This window comes from Paenibacillus pinihumi DSM 23905 = JCM 16419, assembly GCF_000422505.1.
Lineage (GTDB): Bacteria > Bacillota > Bacilli > Paenibacillales > Paenibacillaceae > Paenibacillus_D > Paenibacillus_D pinihumi.
Window position 1 is genome coordinate 39,319 of the sequence record NZ_KE383866.1, and the last position, 24,747, is coordinate 64,065.

Sequence of the window (24,747 nt, forward strand, 5' to 3'; positions counted from 1 at the left end):
TAGTTTAATAATATAAACATCAAGTCACTCGACTTTATGTTCATTATTATGTACCATGGGTCATATGAAGTCAAGAAGGGGAGTTTGTCATGCTGCGTATTACCAAACAAGAGATTGTCAGGTCTGCCGCCAAACATTTTAGAGAACGCGGCTATTTGGCCGTCTCCATCCAGGAGATTGCCGACGACTGCCAAATTTCAAAGGGGTCCATCTATAAATTCTTCCCATCCAAGGATGAATTATTTGCCGAAGTTTTCGATGAGTGTCAGCAGGATTATTTCGCAAGGGTTGATGAATTAATGAAGCGGCTGGAACTGCAGGGGCGGGAGCAATTTTTACAGCAGATTATGCTGAGATTTCAATATTTTATGGATCACAAGTTCATTCTGATTGATTTTACCGAGCTGCCTATTCAGCAAAATGAACGTTTCCATGCGCTTCGCATGCAGGTCAGAGGCCGCCTGTTGATGCTGCATCGCGATCTTCTCCGTCATACATACGGTCCTGACATTGGACCACATCTCCCAGACCTCGTGGTCCTGTACAGAGCTATACTTAAGGAATGTATGCGCTGGCTCATTAATGGGATCGGGGCCTTGTCGGTGCGGGAGACAGCTTGCTTCATCGTAGAAAAGCTTGATGTCCTTGCCGGACATATGATGAATTCGGGCAGTGTCATTCAGCTTCTGCCGCCGTCTGTATTTGATGCTTATATGAATACGATGCTAAGCGGTGAAGCACTGGGGAGAGGAACCGTCATTATCCGGCTAATTCGCGATATTGGCCATGAAATTTCCTCCCTGCCTGCGGGAGAAAGCCATCGTCAGCAATTACAGGAGCTTGCCGGATTACTGGAAGCGGAACTTGCAAAGCCAGTGTTTTCATCCGCGGTCGTGAATGCTTACTTGTCTTATTTGGGTCAGGAGCGTGAGCTAAGAGGATTAGTTGCACAATTGAAGACGGTGGTGTTCAGTCCTCTGGACCATCTGGACAGCAAGGCATAAAATGTGAAGCATCCCAGAGCTGAAGGCTCCGAGATGAAGGGTTTCTTCCGATTGCTGTTAAATTCCGATTTTCTTTTTTTATTATTTGCCAAGTGTAAAAATCGGACTTTAAAGGCAAACGCTCCGCTTCTCCAGAAACCCTTCATCTCTTCGCTAGTGACTTTTGCCGCATGTCCTAACAAATAGCAGCATAGAGTCAATTTTAATTTCACAAGTATCAAAATTAAATTTTATGCACCACTATACGCCTTTGAAAATGAGGAAAATCAGGAGGTAACAGGCATTCAGTTCAGGCCGATTAGTGAAATACTTGCTGACCCCATGGTCGTACAATTAACACGGGAAGTGATTCGTGCCTATGTAAACGGACAATCGAATTCCGGACTATGCAAGGTAAATCGAAAAAAAACGGGCTCATCGAGCCAGTCTCCTAATTCTTATCCTGAATGAACTCAATCAATTCGCCGCCTGGCGCTCTCATGAAGCAAAAGCGCATGCTGACAATCTCGCCGGAACGCGCCGGAATGTCCGCATCACGCGGACTTCCAAGCGTCTTGGCGCCAGCTTCCGCCGCGCGGCGTACCGATTCCTCGATATCTGCCGTACGGATAGCAAGATGCTGCCAGATACCGTCGCTATGCTGTTCTTTCGTTTCAAAGATTTCAAGGAAATCCCCGTCCCCAACATCGACCAGCACTGCATGATCATCAGCTCCATCCTTGCCCCATTCCACTACAAACCGCGCGCCCAGACCTTCCATATAAAATTTGACTGTACCTGTAATATCCTTTGTTTTCAGGCATACATGGTGAATGCCCTGCTTTTTATTAGTCGTATACATAGCATCTACGCTCCCGGCTTGTTTGGTAAAAAGCCTCAAAACACTGCTGTACTACACTGTACTATACCGTCCTCCAGTCGAAAATAACGCATGTATGCTTCATCGTGCCGTCTGCCATGGAGGCATACACTTCCCTGCATGCTGCCGGGGAATAGACGCCATAAATTCCTTCCACCTGAATGAGACCGTCACGAATCCACTCCATTGCCTTGGCCATGCTGCCATGATTGCTGTTTGGCTGGAACTCACGAGGATGCCGCGGAAGCGACCATTCGAAGCCGGAATTGACCTGTATGAAGCCATAGAAAATACTGAGCAACAGATCATGCGCAAATTTCTCTGTGGAACGGTACCATGGCACGCCAATGAGGTACAATTCCCCGCCCTTCCGAAGGTTCGCTATGAGTGCATAGGCAGCCTCTTCCCTGCCTGAGCATTCCATGGCCAGCCCTGCTCTGCCTTTCAGATCAGGCACTTCATCCGGGGATGCATATACATTTCTCAAGCCGCAGGCCCTTGCAGTCTCCCTGCGCACCGCGTTTGGATCAAAAGCATAAACCGTATAGCCGCAATGCTGCATAACCTGTGCACACATCAGCCCTACTACACCAAGTCCGGTTACCATGACCGGCTCAGTCGGACGTATACGGGTATGAATCATGGAAGTCATAGAAACTGCGGGAAACCGGCCAATGACAGCATGCTCCGGCTTCATTCCTGCCGGGACAAGGATCACCTCATCCTGCTTCACTCTGCTGTAAGCCTGATGAGGGGCGAGCGCAAGAACCCGATCCCCGGGTTTTAAATTGGCAACCCGCTCCCCCGTATCCAACACTTCCAAAATAGCTGCATAGCCGGTCTCTACCGGATACTTCGTGCCGCCGAAGTAATCCATATAAGCGCCCAGTTCCGAGCCGGTTGATATAAGTGAAACGAGCGTACGGCCAATGATTTCGTCCGCAGCAAGCGGCGCTTGATCCCAACCGCAAGGAACGAGCGCAGCCTGCTTTTTCTCTGTAAACTGCACTGCCTGATTTTGTAGAATCATCATGACATCTCCCGCTTATGGTATGACAAGCTGAGTTATACCTGCAAAACACCGCTCCGCCCCGTCGAACTGGGCATACTTGCTTTCGGATTCATGCTCCACGATCAACCACTCGGTACCCGAACGGCTGCATGCTTCAAGAATGGATGGCCAGTCATTTTCGTCAAGACTGTCTCCAATAAACGTCTCATGTCCGGCCTTGCGGGAGAACGGCTTGCCATGCACCAGCAGTGTCCTGCCGGAGTTATCTGCAATGACTTGGGCAGGGTCGGCCCCGCCTTCAATACAGTTTCCTGTATCCAGCTCCAAAATGATGCTCCGGTTCGTATATTCACATAAAATCGACCATGGTGTGGCCCCGCCAAAATCGGTGTTGAACTCATGGGCATGTGTATGGTATCCCAGCCGGCAGCCAAGGTTCTCTACCTGTTCTGCAATTTCATTCATACGTCTGGCATGCTTGATCCAAATATCTGCGCTGTCTTCACTGCTCTTATGTCCAATCTCCCAGGGCCCGCCAAGCGCAGGAATAATAATATTCTTCGTCCCGGCGCGGCTATGATAGTCCAGCGTGGCCGTAATCGTATCCGGCTGAAGCAGCTTCCACTCGGTGTGCCAGCCGCAATTCGTCAGTCCGGTCTCCCGCAGCAGCTCGCGAATCTGTTCCGGCTCCCGGGTGAATTCACCGTAAAACTCGACGCCTTCATAGCCGATCGCCTTCACCCTGCGCAGCGTCGATTCCAGATCATGCTGAAGCTCTTTGTATACCGAATATAGTCCTAATGCTACTGACATCGAACCCATTTGCACGATCACTCCTTCGCTTCCTCAAATTGAATTTAGTTCAACCCAATGGCCCAGCCTGCGCCGTTTCTCATAAGCTGAATCATCTGCGGGTTTGCAAGCGCGTCGGTTGTATGACCAGGGGTCAAGGCCACCACACGCCCGGCTCCCACCTTGTGCGCCCAGCCGCCTGCAGCAGTTACATAACGGGAGGTACTGAACAAAATAATATCTGTCCGGGCAGCATCCAATTGACAATAATAATGCTCATCGGAAGCAACAAATGCTTCAATGCCCTCGGTAATCGGGTGCTTGAAGCTCAAGGCCGGCGTATTGGTTACCGGAACATGCACAGGCGAATGCTCAACGAAGCGCCCTGAGTTCAGCTCTGTATAGAACGGGCTGTCCGGCTCGATCAGCACAAGGCCGGCATGAATGAACATAATTCCCATGCCGCTGCTTACCTTGCTAACGATTTGCCGCTGTTCCTCATCAGTCAAGTTCGTCTCACCCTCAGGGCGTCCATTTGTGAAAAATACAGCCAATTCCATTGTGGCACCATTCTCTATCAAATCTCTTGCCCGGTCGGTAAGGACAACCTCCCATTGCTGCGGGTCGAATACCTGGGCCATCACCGGATCAATAATTTCCTTCGGGTGATTCACATCATCACGTATGATATAGACGGTTTTCTTCATGCCGGCTCCCCCTCATTCTTTCAATGTTTAAACGGTCATTATCTCAATTCTATAGAAATCCGGCGCCGCATTTAAGGCAGCAGATTTTATATTCGGTACCCGTATTTCAGGTAGCATTCACGCAACACCATGCAACCCATACCTATTCCCTGTAAATCCGGGAATACAAGACCATTACAAAGATACACGCTCCTTCTGCCTGTATTCATTGGGTGAAATGCCTTCCAGCTCACGGAAGACACGGTGGAAGTGCTTTGCATTCTCGAATCCCGTGCGTCCGCCTATCTCATGCACCTTCAATTCTGTCGTCGTGAGCAGCTCCTTGGCTTTTCCGATACGGATTTTTTTCAAATAATGAACAAAGCTTTCCTTCGTGTACTCCTTGAATGCCTGGCTGAAATAGGTATAGTTCAAGGAGACGTGATTGGAGACCATCGCCATATTCAGATCCCTGCTGTAGTTGTCCTGCATATATTGAATCGCCAGCTTCATATCCCGGTGATCATTATGCACCAGCTTCATGGTGTTGACATACGCGTTCAGCTTCTCCAGAAGGCTTTCAACATGATGGTAGTAATCATGAAAATCCAAGAAACTGTACATATTGGCAACCCGTTTATACAGCCTCAAAATCTCTACGGATTCCTCCCCGTACACATTGAACACATGATCAAAAACAAGCTCATTGAATGCGTGGCTGATTCCTTCGATGTAGGAGATATCATGCAGTGCTACAAATCGAAGGTCGAATACAGCCTGGCAATACTGCTTGATTTCCCTGTGCCGGTCGGTCCCAAGCATATTCGCAATTTTTTGGATGGTGGGAATCGGCAGGGTATAATGGCTCTGCTTGCCGGCTATGGTACTGTAAGCGACAAAAGCAGGATAGGAGTGGAAAATCGTATATTTAAGTGCCGCCTCCGCCTGGTTATAGCATGCCTTCAAGTCCCCAAGTCTGCTGAACCACTCGCTTGTACCTGCCTTAATCCGCATGCCGCCCCGATCCTGCAAGATGGAATTGAGATGGAGCAGCAGGCCGCGGCAGCCGGTTAATACGATCAGATCCTTATCCTTTCCGAAAAAGCGAAGCGTTGCCTTACACGAAGCTTCTCCCATCTGCGACAGCATAGAGTCGAACCAGATCAGTCGCTGCTGCTGCACATGCCGGTCCAAATTTCCATCCGGCCAACGCAGCAAAGCAATCTGATATCCATCCTGAAATCCGCTTAAACTCAACGCCTGAAGCTGCTCTTCCACCTCCGCTTTTCCCATCTCCGGCTGCAGAAACAGATAATTGAGCTGAGCTTCGGCATGTTCCTTTAGTTGCCGGATGTAAGTCTCATACTGCTGAGACTGTTCCTCCTTTCTGTTGAGCCCCTTCTCCAGATGATCCAGCGCTTCGATAAGTTCTCCGCGCACAATCGGCTTGAGCAAGTACATCCGGACTTCACAGCGGATCGCCTCCTTGGCATATTGAAAATCATCATGCCCGCTCAAAATCATAATTTCGGGCCGCTGTGCCAGCTTCTGAACCCGGTGAATCAGCTCGATCCCATCCATGACCGGCATACGAATGTCCGTAATCATCAGATCGATGTGCTGCTGCTCCATGATTTCCAGCGCCTCTAACCCGTTGGCTGCGAAGGCAATTGCATAGTTTCCGGGAAACTCACGCTCGATCATCGCTTTTAATCCAAGCCGGATATTTTTTTCATCATCTATGATCAGAAGATTGCGCATGCTCCATACCGCCCCCCGCAAGCGTAAACAGCTGTGCATCTCTATCAGGCACAGCATCATTTCGCGTAGAAATAGAAGTTCATTATCAAGGTGATCACATACACCTCAAATTTCAAGTAAAAGCTTGGGCAGCTTAATGCTGACTGACGTATATTGCCCCTCAACACTCTGAACCTGAATGCCGTAATCAGGGCCATAATTCATTTCCACGCGCTGGTTCACATTGCGAAGTCCGATCCCGTTACCCTTATATGCGGTGCCCTGGCTAATCCTGCTGACCTGGCGAAAATCAAGATCATTCATGCGAATCATCTGGTTAACCTGATGCACCCGCTCCGCGCTTATCCCCTTCCCGTTATCCATAACTTCAATAATGGTGGCATTTTGCATATCATGCACTTTAATTGAAAGCACAAGAGGCAGCTCCTCGCCATGCTCAGTGGTTTGCAGGCCGTGCTGGACGGCATTTTCGATAATGGGCTGAAGCGACATCTTTAATATTTCCTGGTCCATATAAACCGGAGGCACGTAGAGCTGAAGCGAGATCCGGTCATCGTAACGAATATTCATGATGGCAATATAATTGCGGATATGCTTGATTTCGCCGCTAAGCTGCACGTAGTTGCTCGTCCATTGCAGATTGTAGCGCATCATTCCGCCCAGTGAAGTCAGGGAATCGGAGATGGCATATTGCCCTTCCACCTCAGCAAGCATTTTCAGGTTTTCCAGCGTGTTATAGAGAAAATGGGAATCGATCTGATTTTTCAACGCGTTAAGCTCTGCTTCCTTGGCCGCAGCCTGCTTGTTGACGGCATCTGCGATCAGGCTGTTGATTTTTTTCATCAGCATTTTGAAATGGTAGGCAATCTCTCCGACCTCCCCGCCTCCATGAACGTCGATTTTCACTTGAAAGTCGCCGCTGCGGACACGCTTCATCGAATTTTGCAGGTTGCGCAGCCTTTTGAACAAAATCCGGCTCGTCAGATACGTAATGAGGGACAGGATGGCAATCAGCATTACGCTCACTACGATAAGCATATTGCGTGTAGCATGGATCTTATTCAGCGGCTCTTGAAGCGATACGACATTAATCAGATAGGTATCCAGCAAATCCAGCTTTTTGTAAATGCAAATATAAGGGACACCATCGAAGGCAATTTCGAAGTAGGACTGGCCGCTGTCTGCCAGATGGTTTTGAAAGCTCTGTCTCAGCTCATCCAGCGGAATGTCGGCCAGAAACGGGTGCTGTTTATTGTAATAAAACCGGGAATGCCGATCCAGCAACAGCACCTGGGACTGCCCGTCTTGGACATTGCTGAACGCCTTCGGAAAAAAATGCTCCAAATACATATCGATTTGCGCAATACCGACATGACCGGACGGTGAGGAGCGGATTTCGCGGAGCAGCGAGATTTTAGCTTTGTTCTGATCGATATCTGTAGAGGCCCTCCTCATGACATCCTTGTCCTCGGCGTCAAACTCCCATATTTCTACTCCATTTTGCTGCATGACCTCGTCATACCAGGGCTTATCTGCGATGCGCGACTCATGCAGGAAGATTGGCCAGATTTCCTTAACCTGATCATTGTCCGTATACAGCCTGATATGCGCAATATTGGGGTTATTGAACTGCAGGCGGATCAAATTCGGCATGACCGTTCTGGAAAATTCCATCAATGCCTCGGTAGCCATCTCCTGCTTCACAAGCACATACTCCATCACTTTATCGTCAGACAGCATGAGCTGCGCGGTGCGTTCCATCAGCTCGATGTTGTTCATCATGCTGCTGTACTCCATTTCAATCATATACTGATTGGATTTGATCGTGTCTTTGATCGTTGACTGGTAAGAATCATTGAACATATAAATAGAAAATACAATAATCGGAATGAGAATAATCAAAATATAGGATGCAACCAGCTTGGTCTGCAGCTTCATATTGCCGATATATTGCGAGACTCTGGATATTCGTTCATACAGCCGCTTCCTCATCCGTCATTCACATCCGAAAGGTAGATTAAGCAAGCATTGACGGCTTGCACCGTTATGGTCATCCATATTCTTGCCTTTGAAGCAAAGCTGTGACATTTTGCAATGGATAGTCATATAGCGCAAACGGCTGCCGCTGTCTTGCATGGACAGCAGCAGCGTTCTGCGCATTGAGATCAGCATTTCTGTGAGTTTAACCTGAATCACAAATTATTTTTGATTCAATTTGGCTACATTCTCTTCATATTTCTTCTGCTGGTAAGCTACCACTTTATCGTTGCCCAGCTTGTTGCGGTCATCCAGGAACTTCTGGAGCAACTGGTCTAATTCTTGATCAGATTTAGCCAGAATAAGCTTCGGCAAAGTCTTGCCCCATAGCTGACGGATTTTGGTAGAAATGATTCCTTCCTCGGACGTTCCCTTTGGATTCAGACCCTCAAATTCCGAGAAGTTGTAGGACTTGCCTTTTGTCCAGTCTTCCAGCACACTGTATTGCTCTTTGGAAGGCGGAGCCCATTTTGTCCACAGATTCGTATCCACCATCATCCAGAACGCAAATTGCGCACCATAGTCATACTCCGTCTCGTCAATGACCTTCTGCAAAAGCTGGTCTTTCCCGTCAATCGTATCGTAGGTCACGCCCTTTTCACCGAGCGCAAAATCCTTTTGCCCTTCTTCGCTAATCAGATAGGTCATAAATTCCATGGCCCGCTTCTTGTCCTTGACGTCCTTGGAGATCATCGTAATCGTCCACCCGCCAATGCTTGGCCCGGACAATGTCGGCTGATCCAGATTCGAGTTGCCTGGCCCGTCGATCGCAATATAAATGCGTGAAGGGTCTTTCTGGTAGATGATGCTTTGCTGTGTGCTCATATCCGCTGCCTGGAACAGCATGGCGAAATAGCGTCCCTGGGCGACTTTTTCCTCCATCTGTGGTCTTTTATCAATGAAAATATCCTTGGCCAGCAATCCTTCACTGTTCGCCTGACGGAACGTCTTCAGCCAGCGGATATATTCCGGGTCTGACTGACGGTCGTAAATTTTGCCGTCCTTCTGCTGCGGAATGGCGAGGAAGTTTTGCAGGAAGCTCTCCAGCGAATAGTTCCCGGTATCTGTGAATTCATGCAGGCCAAGCGGAATAAGCGGCTGTCCGTCAATTTCAGGGAACTTCTCCTTGGCTAGCTTGAGGGCATTCAGAAAACCCTCCGGCGTCCGCATATCCGGCTTGCCAATCGCTTCATACATATCTTTACGCACCAGGAATGTCTGGTTTGATTTGAACTGCAGGCCGTATTTTTTGTAATCATCCGGGGATGAGGACGCATTCGGATAGCCGTAGAAATTGCCGTCCGGCTCCGTATTCCAGGCCGTCTTCATCGGATCGACAACCTTGAAGAAATAGGGGTCATACTGCTCTGCAAGCTTATTGAGCGGCAGTACCATCTCCCCTTCAATCAGTTTTTTCACCGCATCGTCCGATACGTTCAGCGTAATAAAATCCGGCAGTTGCCCCGATGCGATCATCGTATTGATCTTCTCATTCTCATTACCCGCCGGAACCATCAGGTTCAAATTGACGCCGGTCTTCTTCGTAATATATTTCGACGTCGGATCATTGCCCCACTTCTTCTGAAACCAGGAGAAATTCAAGTACCAGTCGAATGTGATCGGCTCCGTATCCGATTTCCAGCCTGGCGTATTCGGGTCGACAACGACCTCTTCCTCCGTCTTTTTGTTCGTCTTCGAACCTTCCTCCCCCTCTTTGGAAGCGCATCCAACTACAGCTAACATCAAGCTCAGAATCAGGGATAACGAGATGATTTTGCGGATGAGTACCATGCTTTCTAACCCCTCTCATCTTCTACATAATTTTATACGATCAACCAGGTTCTGGACAAGCATCAAACTGTTAAATGCCACTGTCCCAGAATAGCCGCTCCAGCAAGATGCCTGTCTTTGAACCGGTTAACCTGCACCACATTAGAACTTTTCACCAGTAGCACTACTCTTTCAAAGATCCAATCATGAATCCCTTGACGAAGTATTTCTGAAGAAATGGATAGACAAATACAATCGGCAGTGTAGCCACCACCATCGTAGCCAGCTTGATGGATTGCGACGTGACGGTCTTGGTCACTACACTTGGGACCGCTGAAGCAATCTGGTTGGAGCCCGATAGTGCAACAATCCGGTACAGATAAGTCTGAATCGGCTGCAGCGAAGGATCATTGATGTAAATGACACCCGAGAAATAATCATTCCATTGATAAACCCCGTGGAACAAGGCGATCGTCGCGACAACCGGCATCGATACCGGAATGATTACCCGGACGAAAATACTGAAATCATTCGCCCCGTCAATTTTGGCGGCCTCCTCCAGACCGTAAGGAATCTCACGGAAGAAGGTCATGAAGATAATAAGATCGAAGAAGCTGAACATGGCCGGGAAAATGTACACCCAGAACGTATCAAGCAGCCCCAGGTCACGGATAAGCAAATACTGCGGAATGAGCCCACCGCTAAAGAACAGCGTTATTGTACCGATGAGCAAATATACCTTGCGCCCGATAACTTCCTTTCTGGATACGGCATAAGCAACCATTGCTGTGAAAAATACATGCAGCGAAGTCCCGAGCACGGTCTTGGCGACCGTAATGCCGAAAGCCTTCATGAGTCCGTCATTTGCGAAGACGGCCATATAATTTTCCAGGCTGAAAACCCGCGGATACCAGTAAATGCCGCCCCGCATGGCATCCGTTCCTTCATTGAAGGAGTTGATCAGCACGTACCAGATCGGGTAGATGGTCAGGAAGCAGATGATGAGCATGACGATGATGTTAGCCCAATCAAACAGCCCTGTGGAGCGGTGATGCAATCTCATATCTTTCCCTCCTTGGAATTGTGGTGATGATGATACTAAACAAATGAATTCGAGAACTCAAGTGCGGCCGCCGTGTGGTACCGATCGCTGTTGTTCCCGGATTTTTCTTGAATGAACGATAGATAAAGGGAAAATCCGGGAACAAAGGCGAACGCTCTGCTTCTCCAGAATCCTTTCACACTCTGGCTGTTCGACTTCCGTCTATTCGCTCATGTTAAACACGATTTGTTTGATTGGCCCAAATTTAGAATAATGATGTGTTGTTCATTCTCTTCGTAATGGAATTCGCACCTAGCAGAAGCATGAACGCAATGACGGACTTGACCAGACCAACAGCTGTTGCGTAGGAATAACGGCTTTGCGAAATACCGACCTGATATACATAAGTGTCGATAACGTTGCTGGATATTTCGTTAAGCTGGTTTTTCAGTACAAAAATTTGGTCGAAGTTGGAATTCAAAATTCCGCTGACGGCGAGAATGAATAGGATCGTGATCGTACCCTTGATCATCGGCAATGTGATGTAAAACATTTTCTGAAAGCGGCCTGCCCCGTCGATTGTGGCAGCTTCATACAGTTCTGGCGACACGCTTGTAATGGCAGCAAGATAGATGATCGCCGACCATCCAAGCTCCTTCCAGATGTCTGAGCTGATGACGATGGCCCAGAAGTAACCGGGCTCTGCGAGATAGCTGATTGGTTCGTTGATCGCCCCGATTGCCAGCAACAGCTTGTTGATGATCCCGACATCGGCCAGCCAGGTGGTCAAGATACCGCCGAGGATGACCCAGGACAGAAAGTGCGGCAAATACGAGATGGTCTGCACGGCTTTTTTAAATCGGATGGAACGCAGCTCGTTCAGGAACAAGGCGAACAGAATCGGCAGTGGAAAACCGATAATCAGCTTGAGCAGGCTCATGCCGAGTGTGTTCTTGATGACGTAGGGCAGGCTGTCATCCTCGAAGAATGCCCGGAAATGCTCCAGTCCCACCCACGGAGCTTGCGCGATAGAACGGACAATATTGAATTCTTTGAAGGAGATGATAATGCCGTACATCGGGATGTAGTGAAAGATTAGTAGCCAGACCATTCCGGATAAAGCCATGAGTTGTAACAGCTTTTGCTGCTTTAGCCGCCGGATGAAGTCTGAGCCTCTGCTTTTGGCGGGCGTCTCTGTGTGCGGTTGTTTCTGCTTACGAATCTTTAAATCCATAGCGGCTTCTCCCCCATTTCTGCTGATGTGCTTGCCAGTAGAATTAGTATAGGGCAGACGCTGGGGGGTGGTTAAGGGTTGGAATTTTGTTATTGGTAACAAAATTTCGGGTTTGGGGGAGGGGAAAATAAATAGGAGCAAGAAAAAGTCCAGCTTAAGCCGCTGGACCCTGTGTTAAAAATATTTGAAGGCTTTATACATTTTCGTAATTCTCTACTTGTAAAATTTGAGTTAGAAGCTCTTCTTCTTTCATAAATTTGAATTTACTACTCTTATCAGGATTAGGATCATCCATTAAATAATAAGTTTTTTGACCTACCTGATGAGATAAAAACCACTTTTCATCCCCTAACTTAATAAATACTGCTTTGTTAATCGGATTTAAATCCCTAAAGTTAAGAAATTTTGTTGCAATATGAGATATTGGAATTAATACTGTGCACGTAACAAGATAAATAACTGATAACCCTAATAAAACTCCCAGTCTTTCAGAAAAACTAAGAGCCTGCGATACGATTTCAGCGTAAAAAGTAGTTCCAACAAAATAACTAGGTAACAAATATAAACTTAAAAAAAACAAACTTAGTAATACATATAAAAGGATATTAGAGGACGACCTTTTTTTGAATACATCAAAAAAGTTCATCTTCTTAATTTCAACTAGCCATAAAATAGTAAACAAATAAACAAGAAAAATAATTACCCAAACTATAACAAGTATATTGTTGTATAAATTTTTACTACTAAATAAAGTCACAGTAAATGCCAACAACGTTATAATCGTAAAAAATATTTCTAAAATAATTTTAAGAAATTTAATTAAAAACCTCTTCTCCTTAGAAAATAATTTTTGTTCTATTATTCCTGAAGATAGTATAGTAATTGGTTTTAACTTCAATATTATTAACATGAAAGATAATACAGTTCCATAAATACCGATTTTTGAAATTAGTTCGTTTGTTATATCTTTTATTTGCTTTTCCTCCTTGTTATATGTAGGGAAAAACGTTAATTTCTTAATAATTCTTTAATGCACATCATCTCTACTCTCATATTCATCTAAACTTATTCCATTTTTTAACTTCCACTCTTTTCTTCCATTCATGGAACTATTCCTTACAATAGCCGCTGCTGCCGAGGGGGCTGTAAAATCAATATCTTTAGTTAACTCAAAAAAACTATCGTTGTCTGAAAATTTAAAATAACCCTCTGCTTCAAGTTGTTTCCTCAACTTGACATAATTATGACTTGAAAAACTATTAACATGTTCCTTTCTTATAAAAGAACCGCTTAAAAGCCTATATCTATTCTCTATGATAATCAGCTTTGCTTGTCTTGATTGCTCACCTTTTACTCCAGGAACGCTTAAATAGAAGATTGTTTCCTCTTGTTTCATTTCATTATTTTTTTGACCTTCTAGTGCCTGAGCCTTTGTAAAATCTAGAATACCTAAATGACTTAAAACAAATATAATATTATCACTAAAATCTTTCATATCGTCACAATCTGAGAGCGGCAATTTAGAGCCAGGAGGATTATTCGAATTACTAATTTTTATAGAAGTCTGGCTTCTTCGAGCGACCTCAAACAAATCTTTTTCAAGATATCTTACATGAGATTTTGTTAAATTAGTATCTTTACTAATAAAAATAACAACATCGCTCCACCAGTCTTTACTTTTAAATTGATCGGCAATTCTCTTATTTACTTCATCCGCCTCCCCGATATAAATTTTCTTCTGATAAGAATCCTCTATTTCAGAAATTAAAAAATATATACCTGGGGCGGTTAACTCTTCAAAATTCTGAAATACTTGAACATGCTTCCTTTGACCTATATATGCTTTACCGGTCCAGTTACTAAGTTCAGCGGTCTTCAGATTTTTTTCTTTTTCACTCATGATATAAAGTTTTATGGATTTACCTCTCATTTCATTTCCCCCGAAATTTAGCAATGCCTTACTAATAATCATTATACTATATTATGGAAGATAATGAACTTTAATCATACAAACATCTCATCAAAACTATAAATACAAAAAACCGCCTGACAAGGCGGTAATTCGAAACATATTGTATATGGAATTGCCAATCACTGATTCACAGCAAACACCCCAATTTGCTCTCCAAACTGTCCAACCCATAGAGCCCCGTCACCGATCATAACACCTTTCCAGTTGGCAACTACTATATCAACTTTTTGAGCTAATAACTTCTTCTTAACATTAGCCGTGATGATTATATCGTATTTTGCAATAAAGTCTTTCTTAGATTTGATTTCTATGCTTTTTCCCTTGCTGTTTACTTTCAACGGGTATGCGATGGTGTTTGCTACTTCGGATTTATTGCCTTTGCTAACGTCTTTTTGGAGCTTATTAAAGAAATGCTCAAATTCTATTGCATTTTTGATACCGGCAGCTTCATATGGATTTTTAATAATATTTACCGCAATAACCCCAAGTTTATTGTTCTGTATGCCGATCCACAAGTCACCTTCACCAACCATAATCCCTTTCCAGTTCACAAACACCTTATCAGCCTTTTGAGCTGACAGCTGTTCACGTACACGGGAAGTGAAGATTTGATCATATTTCTTAATAAATTCATTCTTGTTATGAATCACAAATGTTTTGTTATCTTTATTTAGATTCATAGGATAGGAAACCAGATCAGCTACTTCTTTTGGTTTGTTATCCTCGACAGCTTTCTGTAATTTTGCAAAATAGGTTGTGAATACTGCCGGATCATCAATCCCGGCAACATAATAAGGATTTTTGCTAGCTGACTTCGCTACTGAAACAGCCGGTGCTGTATTTGTACCTTTTGTGCCTTGCTCAGCCCAGGCTTGACCCGAAAATGCAGTTAGAACAACGGTGGCACTCAAAATAATTGCGGCTTTTTTCATGCTTGTGTTTGTCATGATTAATTCCTCCAAGTCATTTGATACTCAGAGTATATAATTAAGATGTGTCCGACAGGTGTACATGGCGTGTTTATTTATTCATAGACTTACTTTATTGAATAGTTTCATTCTAACGGTCTGCTCGCTTCTATTAATTCATCCTGTTCATCCAAGTGTCTTAGAGTCTTTTCATTATCATTTCTATTTGAGTTTGATACAAAAAAACCGACCCCCTTCACGAGAGTCGGCTTCAACCATGGCTGCTAAATCGCAGCCTTCTCTTTGCGCAGTTCCTCCTGCAGCCGGTCAACCGGCACAAGAAGCGGCTCAGCCTCCAGGAGCACCGACAAGGCAGCCGCCGTTCCGGCCGCCTGGCCTGTAGCCATGCAGCTTGGTGTCAGACGGGTCGTGGCCAGCGCTTCATGCGTAGTCGAGATGCATCGTCCTGCTGCCAGAAGGTTGCGTACATTGCAGGAAATGAGACACCGGTATGGAATGTCATAAGCCCCGTCTCCTGCAATAAAGGCGGCCACAACTCCTTTGCCTGACGGATCATGGATGTCAATCGGATATCCGCTTCTGGCAATGACATCGTCAAACTTGCGGCCGGCAATGACATCCTCCTTGGCCAGCGCATAATGGCCGACGATGCGCCGGGATTCCCGAATCCCAATTTGCGGGGCAACTGCCGAAATCGATGCCTTTTCGAAGCCCGGTACATCACGCTGCAAAAATTCGGCTATCATGAGCACCTGCTTGCGCCCCTCCTGCTCGGCACGGGTCAAATCCTCTGCATTCGTCGCATCAAGCCCCTGTACTCTGGTGCAGTTGATCAGCACTTCATCCTCAGCCGGTCCTGTGAAGAACAGCACCTGATCGCGATTGACCGGCACATTGGCCTTTTTCCAATGCGAGTAGAAGCCGCTTACCCCGGTCAGCGGAATGTCCGAAAGCTGATCAACCGGCGTTTTCTCATAAAAGTCTTCCGGGTGCTGCTGCATATAATCCTTCACCTTGGCCAGATCGACACCGCGCATTCTGAACTTCATGGTCATCGGCTGCGACTGCCGGTCACCGTCACGACCCTGCACCGTTTCTGCCCCGGATAAGTGGGCCACGTCCGCATCGCCGCTTGTATCCACGAACACTTTTGCCCTGAGTTCTGTCCGGCCGGACTTATTGGTAATCCGTACAGCACAGATCGTATTGTCCGTCATCTCCACCCCATCCACGAAGCTGTGCAAGAGCAGCTTGACACCTGCTTCCCGCAGCATATCGGTTGCCACCACCTGATAGACTTCCGGGTGGTAAGGTGTAAGGGTATGCACAAATCCGACCGTATCCCGCAGATGTCCCGGCGATCCGCCCCGCTCCTGCAACCGGTCTACAATTTCCTGCGCGATGCCCTTAATTACCTGTTCACCAGAGTCAGTATGGAACGTCATCCAAGGATAGACCATTGCAGCAGTTGACATGCCGCCAACAAAGCCGTACCGCTCAACTAGAATGGTCCGCACGCCCTGTCTTCCGGCGGCAATCGCTGCCGTTATGCCCGCCGGTCCGCCTCCTACAATGACAACATCTGCTTCCACGATTTTAGCGTGACTACTTCTGCTCAATCCGATCACTCCTCTTCCCTATTCTTTTAATCCGGTCATGGCCACACCCTCAATAAACTGCCTCTGTGCCAGGAAGAACACGATTAACAGCGGTACAGTTGCCATTACCGTTGCACTCATCAGGTAGTGCCAAGCCGTTCCGACTTCATCCGTAAATAACGACAGACCGAGCGGCAATGTCATCAGCTCACGGGAATTAATAAAAATTAACGGATCAAAAAACTCGTTCCACACCGTAACAAAGGTGAAGATAGTTAGGGTCGCCAGCCCCGGCTTTGCGATCGGCAGCATGATCTGCGCATAGATTCTGAACCGGCTGCAGCCGTCTATCATGGCCGCTTCCTCCAGTTCAACCGGAACGGTGATGAAAAACTGCCGCATGACGAAGATGCCGAATATTCCGCCAGCCCCGAAGATCGGCAGCAAAATGAGCGGCAAATGCGTATTAATCCAGTTCAGCTCCCGCATGAATAAAAACATGGGAATGGCCGTTACTTCATGCGGAATCATCATGGCGCTGAGCAGCACCAGGAAGACCGCATTCCGTCCTTTAAACGGGATCTTTGCAAAAGCATAGCCGGACAATGAGGCAAAAAACACCGTTCCGAGCACGACCAGCAAGGCAATATAAACACTATTAAAATAAAACCGGTGAAATGGAATCAAATTAAATACGTCAATATAATTCTGAAACCGGAATGTGGCCGGTATAAATTGAGGCGGGTACGTAAAGATATTCTGCGGTTCCTTGAACGAAGTGGAAATCATCCACAGGAACGGCACAATCATAATAAACGAAATGATCGTGAGCACGCTATATGTGCCGACAGCACCGGAAGTCATGCGAAAAGACGGCTTATGCGTCGCCTTCATTAAACACCCACCTCTTTCGGAGCTGCCATTGCAGCAAGGTCAATACGAGCACAACAACAAACAGGACGAATGCAAGCGATGATGCATAGCCGAGTTGAAACATTTTGAACGCCTTTTCCCATATATAATAAACCAGCACCTTCGTGCTATTGTTCGGTCCGCCCTGCGTCATGACATAAATTTGGCCAAAAACCTTCAGGGACCCAATGACAGTCATGACAACGGTCAAAAACACGGTAGGCGTAATCATGGGCAAAGTGACGTTGAAAAACGTCTTTGCTTTTCCTGCCCCATCAAGCGTTGCGGCTTCATACAGGGAACGCGGTACTTGCTGGATCGCCGCAATGAACAGTATCATGTTCAGGCCGACATTTTTCAATACACTGGTTACAATAACTGCCGGCATAGCCAAGTCCTTGTTGTAGAGCCATGCCGGGCCCTTAATATCCAGCAGCAGCAGCACCTGGTTAATCAGTCCGGAATCGGTGGCAAACATATACTTCCACACAATGGCCCACACGATCAGGGAGGTCATCACCGGTACGAATATCGCGGTACGGAACAATCCGATTCCGCGCATGCTTTTGGACAACAGCAGTGCCAGCAGCAAGGCTAATACGATATTGAACGGGACAAGTCCGGCCGTGAAATAAACGGTATTGCCGAAAACCTTCCAAAACATAGCATCAGATAAAATATGCCGGTAATTATCCAAGCCGATAAAACGGTATTCACCCAGCAGCGGCCAGTCCGTCAAGCTCATATAGAGTGCCAAGCCAAGCGGAAACAGCAGCAGCAGTATAAACCCTAGCACCATTGGCGATACGAACAGCCAGCCCGTAATTTGTGCCTCTCTGGCTAGCGGGCCTCTTCTTTGGCGCTTGCCTGCTTTCTTCACAAGATTCACCGCCCTCTAGCTCAATCTGTCGATCGCGTTGCGAAATCCGCTTACTGCCTTGCGGAGCTGCTGCTCCGTCTTCCCCGTCACGATTGCCCCCAGCATGATCGCCTTGACACCCGTATCCCGCAAAGGCTCTACATCCTCCGGTATCAGCTTGCGCTGGGAAGGAACCATTACAGGCACTTGGGCCTGCTCAACGAGATAACGGTATTTCAGCACATCCGCGAAGCAAAGCGGCGTCCCGTACTCTGTGCCGGGAATAATCGAAGCCTCCAGCGCCGTGAATCCATAATAACGGGCCGACTTTACGATAGACAGGTCATACTGTTCATTGATGGCAAAGGTTCTGTCCATCCCCAGCTCCCCAAGCATGAAGGAAGGCAGATGATGCGCATATATGGAAAAGAAATCAAAGCCAAGCTCTGCGAGCCGCCCGATATCCTCGCGCCGTGCCCCTTCCACGCTGCCGGATGGCACTACGCCAAGCGGGCCGTCGAATTGTTTCCGAATCTCGCGAAAGATTTCTATATATTCATCCAGCGGGCCAAAATGATTGCCGCTTGCCCGATGCCCTACATTATAGTGCACCTTCAGCCCGTCTGCTCCCTCCTCCAGCGCCGCCTTGGCCAGTGCCGCGTCATTGGCGGGCAGACTGACAACTAATGACAGCTCACACTTGCTTAATGCTTCCTTCAATCGTGCCATCCTGATTGCCTCCTCTATAAAAGAAGCGGTTCATATTTCGAACCGCATGCTTTCATTCTCTATTTACGGCTCTACACAGAAATCAGTGCTTAACACCAACTTGGGGGAGCGCTCCGAGAAAGAGGGGACTTCCGATCGCTGTTGTTCCCGGATTTCCTGTATTCCTCCCTGTACGTGGTTGAAATCCGCGAACAAAGGCGACCGCTGCGCTTCTCCAGCCTCCCTCTTTCTCTCCGCTCTTGCGACGTTAGGCCCTCAAGCACTTATTTTAAATTGAGTCCCTTTTACGGAATTTACTTTTATTGAAAAATATTTTTCAGCTCGGCTTCTATATGAGCCAGATTGTCTTCCGGGGTTCCTGCTTGGCCGAACAGCCGGTCAAAACCTTGCAAAACAGCATTATCGATGTCCTGCCAGCGGGTATGACCCGGTATAATGCGTGATTTTGGCATCTCATCAATAACCGCCTGAATGATATGCTCCTTGCTTGGGTTGTTCGGCTGATTAATAAATGCATCCGAGTTCAGCACCGATGTACGCGGCGGCACGAAGTAGGTGGCAGTCGCCTGAATGCCCTGCTCACTGGCAAAATACTTGAGCAGCTTCATCGCCTCCTCCGGATGTTTGCTATCCTTGAACATGGTGTAGCCAGCCTGACCCAGCATCGATACACTGCCCTGTGAACCGGCCGGCATTGGCGCAATGCTCCACTCAAAATCTGTAATCTCTCTAGCTTTGGATACATAGCTGTAATTATCAAAGAACATGCCGACATTTCCCGCATCAAAGCTGACCTGCTCCCCTGCCTTCGGGTGGGATTCATCCGTAAACATCATGCGTTCCAGCAGCTTGAACGTTTCAATCCCGTACTGGTCATTCCAGGTGAATGCCGTCATATCGTTATTAAAAGGGCCACTGCCGTACGACCAGGAATACGCAGACAAAATCGCCCACGTCTTCCAGTCGCGGAAGAAATTCGCGCCATACACCCGATTTTTGGCATCTTTACTGGAGATTGCTTTGGCTGAATTCTCGAATTGCTCCCAGCTCCATTTACCCTCTGCGGCAAGCGTATTCGGATCAGTCAGACCAGCCTTGTCGAATAGCGTCTTGTTGTAGAACATGACGACTGGAGGTGTCGAGAACGGCAGGCCAAGCAACTGGTCACCATCACGAAACAGATCAAGCGTGCTTGGAATGTAGTCGTCCAGCTTGAACTCCGCATCCTCCTTGAATTTCGAGACATCCGCCAAAATGCCATTGGCCTTGAATTGCGGCACCATGCGTTCAGATACCCAGGCAATATCCGGCAGCGAGCGGCCGGCAGCCAGTACAGAGATTTTTTGTTGATAATCTGCAAACGGCACAGATTCCATCGTCACCTTAATACCCGGGTTTTCTTGCGTGAAACCTTCAATCAGCTTGTTGTACATGTCCATATGGGCCTGGTTGCCCCACATCATGAACTTTAGTTCAATTTCATCCTTTTCCTTCGAGGTCTCTTTCGGATTGCTGCCGCTGCCAGAATTCGAGCTGCTGCAGCCGAATGACAACGCGACCATTAATGCGAAGATAAGCATCAGTCCGGCCTTTTTCATTGAACTTCCCCCTTATTAGCTGGTTGATTGAACGACAACTTGAGTATAGCGGAAGCGCTGTCTTCACTTAAATCACGCCAGCTGCAGAAATAGTACGGAATTTTTATGTCTTACCCGGAATCGCCATCTGACTGCCCGCCCTCACCGCTGAAGCGGTCCCTGAACTCTCCGGCGGTTACTCCAAATTGCTGCTTGAATACCAGCATAAAATGCTTCGGGCTTTGATGGCCGGACAGCCGGGCTACATCATAAATTTTCAACCGGGTATGGGCCAGCAGCCACTTCGCCCTCTCCATCCGCGCTTCAGATATATAGTCCGAATAATTGATGCCCGTCTCGCTCTTGAACAATTGGCTCAAATAAGCGGCATTCAGACTCACACATGCGGCTACGGTCTGCAAACGCAAATCGCCGTCAATGTGCAGCTTGACATACTCCTTCACGTCACGGATGATTTTGCGCGTATCACCGCCGTTGCTGCCGGGAGACGCTTCCGGCACAGCCGCAGATTGCTGCAAAGCAGAAACGCCATACCGGCGATCGAGCAGTACCTGAACTTTCTGTATGGCCAGGACCAGCTCATGACGCTCAATCGGTTTGAGCAAATAATGGAACACCCCGTACTCGATTGCTTTGCGCGCATATTCAAATTCCCCGTAGCCGCTAATTATAATGATCAGCAGCTCGGGGTACATTTCCTTCGCCTTCGATACCATGGTCAGTCCATCCATCTCCCGCATCCGGATATCAGTGATGAGCAAATCGGGCATCTCGCATTTCAGATAGGCCAGCGCTTCAATTCCGCTGGCTGCTTCGCCTGTTACTCCGAATTGCGGGGCCGCTTGCCGGATCAGTTCCCGCATGCCTTGACGAATCTCAATCTCGTCCTCTACCAGCAATACCTTATACATGCCGATCATCCCCCATATCCTGAATTCGTATTGAAATGGTAACCGCTAGCCCCTGACCAGGACTGCCATCCACAATCAGACTGCCCGCCTCGCCATAAATGAACCTGATCCGTTGATAAATATTGTTCAGCCCCAGCTTGTCGCCATCATTGCTCTTTAACGATTGATAAGAAGGCTGCTCATGGATCGACTTATTGAGTGCCTCAATCTCTCCGTCATTCAAGCCCCGGCCATTATCCCGGACCGTGAGCAGCAATTCATCCCCAAACCTCATGGCCAAAATCCAAATCATGCCTCCTTCCTCCCGGCCGTCAAGCCCGTGATAGACAGCGTTTTCTACCAGCGGCTGCAAAATCAGCTTGGGAATCTGGCAAGTAGTTACATTTTCATCGATTTCATAAATAACTTGAAGCTTCCCGCCATAACGCACCTGTTGAATGCGCACATAGGATTCCACAAAGGCGACTTCCTCCTGCAGCGGAACCAGACGGTCCACCTTGTCAATCGTATATCTCAGCAGCTTACCTAGAGCCGTGACCATCACGGATACTTCTGCATGCTTCTGCCTAACGGCCATCATGTTGACGGATTCCAGCGTGTTATAAATAAAATGAGGGTTAATCTGGCTTTGCAGGGCGGACAGCTCCGCTTCTTTCTCCCGGATGCCAAGAATAAACACCTCGTTGAACAGCCGGTCAATTTCCTCCATCATCCGGTTGAAGCCCCGGCTAAGCTGGCCAAATTCATCATTGCTGAAGCTGGCAACTCGCTGGCTGAAATCCCCCTGCTCCACCCGCACCATATTTTGCTTCAGCTTGATCAGCGGATGCGTAATCCGGTAAGACAATATAGCTGCCAATACCGTTACGACCAGCATACAGACAACAGCAAACCAGAAGGTGAAGGTCATGATCTCGCCAGATTCCTTCTGAATAATGGCAATCGGCGTTAGACTTACGACCGACAGACCAGAGTAACCGGAGTAATGCTGCACATACAGATAGTCCTTTCCATCCAGCACAACCCTCTGGTTATTCTCAAATTGCTGAAGTCTTCCATTTTTGAACAGCTTGTCATAAGCAGACAATCCGGCTGCCGAGGCCTGTTCAAACAACAGACGCTGCTGGCTGTCCACAATCATCAGACTGGCATATTGCTCAAAGTTCAAATTGGATATTAATTGACGAAACGCCTCCAGCTTGATATCAATCAGAATATAGCCAAGCCGCCTGAGCGTGCCCGGATCTCTGATCGCTCTGGCGACAGAAATGTACGGCTCCGCATTCTGTCCGGTATAATAGCTTGGTTCATGAGGCGGGATCAGCAGCCATTGTCCGTCAGAAGCGCTGAGTTCTTTAAACCACGGGTCCCTCCTGCTGTCCCATACGGCCTCAATGGCCAGCGAATCCACATTGGAGAAAAGAATGCCGCTATTGCTGATCAGATGAATGCCGCGAATTTCCGGGCGGTCATAAGCCTGTCCGGATGTATACAGCTTCATCTTCAAATAATCGTCAGACAATGCCCAGGCTGCCGAACCCATGGGAGCATCATATTTACCCAAAATGTTCAATACCATCTGGTCATAGAGCGGCAAAAGCGATAACCGCTCCAAGTCTTTGAGCATCCGGTTCAGGTTCGCATTAACCTGCCGGACAATATCAATCGTAAACTGCTCCGTCTTGCGATCGATGGTCTGCGAGAAATGCCGGTAGGTGACCACCCCCTGCATGCCCAGAGGCAGCAGTATCAACACAAGAAACAGCAGCAGCAGCTTCGTATGCAGATTTAAATTTCTTAAGCAAGCGCTGATCCGCTCCATCATAAACAGTTCTCCTCATTCGCTTTTTAAATCGTTTACATGTCTATAATCGAGGTTTATCGTACCCGTTTCACCGTTTGATTCCTATCCTGCCAAATTTAGAAAAGGTACGTGATCTTTAGATTCAGCTGTATATTCGGAAAACAGCAAATGAGCTGTCCCGGCCGGAACAGCTCCCTTAGACGCATGTTCATTATGTTGTCGGAAAGACTAGAAACAACGCTTGTTGGCCTGCGAATTCAAGCCAGGCATAAATGGTTACCGAATAGCTTGGTCAACGTAAACCTCTAACTGGCGGTCATTTCTTGAAATCTCAACTCCGGGTATTCACGCTGATACGTTTTAACCATAACGTACAGTTGCAGGCCTCGCGTCTGTGCAATGGCTTGCACTGCGAGCTTCATCGCCTCTTCCATATTCCCCTGCTTGTTTTCACTGTGTGATTGCAGCGCGGTCCTCATCCATGTCTTGGAGATCGTGGGGATTACGGTTTCCGCTTCGCTGAACCGTCCTTCCTCCAGGAATACATACGTCTGATAATAACGGCGGTAATCCGGCTGTCTGATCAGCTCTGCCTCATGCCTTAAAGCATTCAAATCCTTTTTGTAAAAAGCGTACATCGATGCGTATAAAGCCTGCGTATGGCGTTGTTTGGATTTTTGCAGCAAAATATCCATCATCTGCTGCGTCTCCTTCTCCTGCTCATTGGCTATTGCGTAAACAAGCTGGTAGTAGGGTTGGCCTTGCTGGGACTTTAAAAAACGTTCAATCTTATCAGGATTTCTCTCCCACAGAATCGTGTAGAGTGTCGGGGCAATTATCACAAAAAAGACGATACCCGTGCTTAAAAGAACAAGTTTCAGGCTTACCTCATGCCAACTGAGTGTGATACTTGCAAGGATAGCAAGCAGCAAAAATACAATAAACTTTTTAGTAATTTTCATTCAATCTCCTTTATTTTCCTTATTTGCGGCATTCCTAAGCGCAACAGCTTCGCCGTCTTATGACAGAAAATTTTTGCGTGAAATATAAAGCATTTATAAAGAAATAATTTATAAATTCCTTATATTAACACAAATCCGGCTTATTATCGTATAATTCTTCTTTTTTCGCTAAAATCCTTCGACAATTGGAAAAATTTCGTTGACGTAAATGAAGTTGTGAACTGCTACCCCCTTTGTAAGTTTTTCAGCCTTTTAAGGCTTTGTCTCATAACCGAT

21 protein-coding genes are annotated in these 24,747 nt (G+C 47.2%); 1 reads left to right on the forward strand and 20 read right to left on the reverse strand.

The annotated features are described in order from the left end of the window. Positions 1-89: 89 nt before the first annotated feature. Positions 90-1,004, forward strand: a complete 915-nt coding sequence (locus H583_RS0124005; protein WP_028562703.1) for a TetR/AcrR family transcriptional regulator — start codon at positions 90-92, stop codon at positions 1,002-1,004. Between the two features lie 430 nt (positions 1,005-1,434). Here the strand turns inward: H583_RS0124005 and H583_RS0124010 are convergent, their stop codons facing one another. The 20 genes from H583_RS0124010 to H583_RS34110 all read right to left on the reverse strand — a co-directional run bounded on the left by H583_RS0124010 (position 1,435) and on the right by H583_RS34110 (position 24,471). Continuing rightward, positions 1,435-1,845 (reverse strand): VOC family protein, encoded by a 411-nt coding sequence (locus tag H583_RS0124010; protein WP_028562704.1) that lies wholly within the window; start codon positions 1,843-1,845, stop codon positions 1,435-1,437. A 61-nt stretch (positions 1,846-1,906) separates the two neighbouring features. Beyond that, complete coding sequence (locus H583_RS0124015; protein ID WP_081667516.1) at positions 1,907-2,896, reverse strand: zinc-binding dehydrogenase; 990 nt, start codon at positions 2,894-2,896, stop codon at positions 1,907-1,909. A 12-nt stretch (positions 2,897-2,908) separates the two neighbouring features. Continuing rightward, positions 2,909-3,709: a sugar phosphate isomerase/epimerase family protein gene (locus H583_RS0124020; RefSeq protein ID WP_154665973.1), complete on the reverse strand. Its 801-nt coding sequence runs from the start codon at positions 3,707-3,709 to the stop codon at positions 2,909-2,911. Between the two features lie 23 nt (positions 3,710-3,732). Further along, entirely contained in the window at positions 3,733-4,374 is a 642-nt protein-coding gene (locus H583_RS0124025) for a ThuA domain-containing protein (RefSeq protein WP_028562707.1), read from the reverse strand. A gap of 174 nt (positions 4,375-4,548) precedes the next feature. Then, positions 4,549-6,114, reverse strand: coding sequence for a response regulator (locus H583_RS0124030; protein ID WP_028562708.1), 1,566 nt, complete (start codon positions 6,112-6,114; stop codon positions 4,549-4,551). A 105-nt stretch (positions 6,115-6,219) separates the two neighbouring features. Continuing rightward, positions 6,220-8,106 carry a cache domain-containing sensor histidine kinase gene (locus H583_RS0124035; protein ID WP_028562709.1) on the reverse strand — a complete coding sequence of 629 codons (1,887 nt, stop codon included), beginning with the start codon at positions 8,104-8,106 and terminating at the stop codon, positions 6,220-6,222. Between the two features lie 207 nt (positions 8,107-8,313). Then, complete coding sequence (locus H583_RS0124045) at positions 8,314-9,942, reverse strand: extracellular solute-binding protein (protein ID WP_028562711.1); 1,629 nt, start codon at positions 9,940-9,942, stop codon at positions 8,314-8,316. A 163-nt stretch (positions 9,943-10,105) separates the two neighbouring features. Beyond that, complete coding sequence (locus H583_RS0124050) at positions 10,106-10,984, reverse strand: carbohydrate ABC transporter permease (protein WP_028562712.1); 879 nt, start codon at positions 10,982-10,984, stop codon at positions 10,106-10,108. Between the two features lie 244 nt (positions 10,985-11,228). Beyond that, positions 11,229-12,197, reverse strand: a complete 969-nt coding sequence (locus H583_RS0124055; protein WP_028562713.1) for an ABC transporter permease — start codon at positions 12,195-12,197, stop codon at positions 11,229-11,231. A gap of 193 nt (positions 12,198-12,390) precedes the next feature. Further along, the gene (locus H583_RS0124060) at positions 12,391-13,107 is read right to left on the reverse strand and encodes a hypothetical protein (protein ID WP_028562714.1); all 717 of its coding nucleotides are present in this window, start codon (positions 13,105-13,107) and stop codon (positions 12,391-12,393) included. 117 nt (positions 13,108-13,224) lie between these two features. Further along, positions 13,225-14,127, reverse strand: coding sequence for a GIY-YIG nuclease family protein (locus H583_RS0124065; RefSeq protein ID WP_028562715.1), 903 nt, complete (start codon positions 14,125-14,127; stop codon positions 13,225-13,227). 161 nt (positions 14,128-14,288) lie between these two features. Further along, positions 14,289-15,116: a hypothetical protein gene (locus H583_RS0124070; RefSeq protein ID WP_028562716.1), complete on the reverse strand. Its 828-nt coding sequence runs from the start codon at positions 15,114-15,116 to the stop codon at positions 14,289-14,291. Positions 15,117-15,361: 245 nt separating this feature from the next. Beyond that, complete coding sequence (locus tag H583_RS0124075) at positions 15,362-16,717, reverse strand: FAD-dependent oxidoreductase (protein ID WP_036710894.1); 1,356 nt, start codon at positions 16,715-16,717, stop codon at positions 15,362-15,364. Between the two features lie 18 nt (positions 16,718-16,735). After that, positions 16,736-17,590 carry a carbohydrate ABC transporter permease gene (locus H583_RS0124080; protein WP_028562718.1) on the reverse strand — a complete coding sequence of 285 codons (855 nt, stop codon included), beginning with the start codon at positions 17,588-17,590 and terminating at the stop codon, positions 16,736-16,738. After that, on the reverse strand, positions 17,574-18,407 hold the full coding sequence (locus H583_RS0124085; RefSeq protein ID WP_081667572.1) for a carbohydrate ABC transporter permease: 834 nt from the start codon (positions 18,405-18,407) through the stop codon (positions 17,574-17,576). Before H583_RS0124085 ends, H583_RS0124080 begins: the two co-directional genes overlap by 17 nt. Positions 18,408-18,503: 96 nt before the next feature. After that, positions 18,504-19,196 (reverse strand): hypothetical protein, encoded by a 693-nt coding sequence (locus tag H583_RS0124090; protein WP_028562720.1) that lies wholly within the window; start codon positions 19,194-19,196, stop codon positions 18,504-18,506. 299 nt (positions 19,197-19,495) lie between these two features. Beyond that, positions 19,496-20,794, reverse strand: a complete 1,299-nt coding sequence (locus H583_RS0124095) for an ABC transporter substrate-binding protein (RefSeq protein WP_028562721.1) — start codon at positions 20,792-20,794, stop codon at positions 19,496-19,498. Positions 20,795-20,904: 110 nt separating this feature from the next. Further along, positions 20,905-21,705, reverse strand: coding sequence for a response regulator transcription factor (locus H583_RS0124100; RefSeq protein ID WP_028562722.1), 801 nt, complete (start codon positions 21,703-21,705; stop codon positions 20,905-20,907). Next, positions 21,698-23,530, reverse strand: coding sequence for a sensor histidine kinase (locus H583_RS34105; RefSeq protein WP_036710900.1), 1,833 nt, complete (start codon positions 23,528-23,530; stop codon positions 21,698-21,700). Before H583_RS34105 ends, H583_RS0124100 begins: the two co-directional genes overlap by 8 nt. Positions 23,531-23,814: 284 nt before the next feature. Next, positions 23,815-24,471 (reverse strand): hypothetical protein, encoded by a 657-nt coding sequence (locus H583_RS34110; protein WP_051236926.1) that lies wholly within the window; start codon positions 24,469-24,471, stop codon positions 23,815-23,817. Positions 24,472-24,747 lie beyond the last annotated feature (276 nt).